Genomic DNA, 269 nt, shown 5'->3' with positions numbered 1-269 from the left:
GGGTCTGTAGCTCAGCTGGTTAGAGCGCACCCCTGATAAGGGTGAGGTCGGCAGTTCAAGTCTGCCCAGACCCACCATTTCTGCGCGATGGCTGCGTTGGAACCCGAGTCGTGTACTGGTGTACACTTCCCCGGCTTCCGCCTTGCCCTCGCTTGAAATTCCCTTATCGGGGGTGGTCGAATACGCCCATAACGGGGCCATAGCTCAGCTGGGAGAGCGCCTGCCTTGCACGCAGGAGGTCAGCGGTTCGATCCCGCTTGGCTCCACCA

The 269-nt window shown here is 61.0% G+C and carries 2 tRNA genes; both read left to right on the top strand.

Annotation, left to right across the window (positions count from 1 at the left end):
- Positions 1-77, top strand: a tRNA-Ile gene (locus RBK99_RS13480).
- A 116-nt stretch (positions 78-193) separates the two neighbouring features.
- Positions 194-269, top strand: a tRNA-Ala gene (locus tag RBK99_RS13475).

The organism is Idiomarina solivarensis, from assembly GCF_033052755.1.
Lineage (GTDB): Bacteria > Pseudomonadota > Gammaproteobacteria > Enterobacterales > Alteromonadaceae > Idiomarina.
This window is presented reverse-complemented; position numbering and strand designations above follow the sequence as displayed.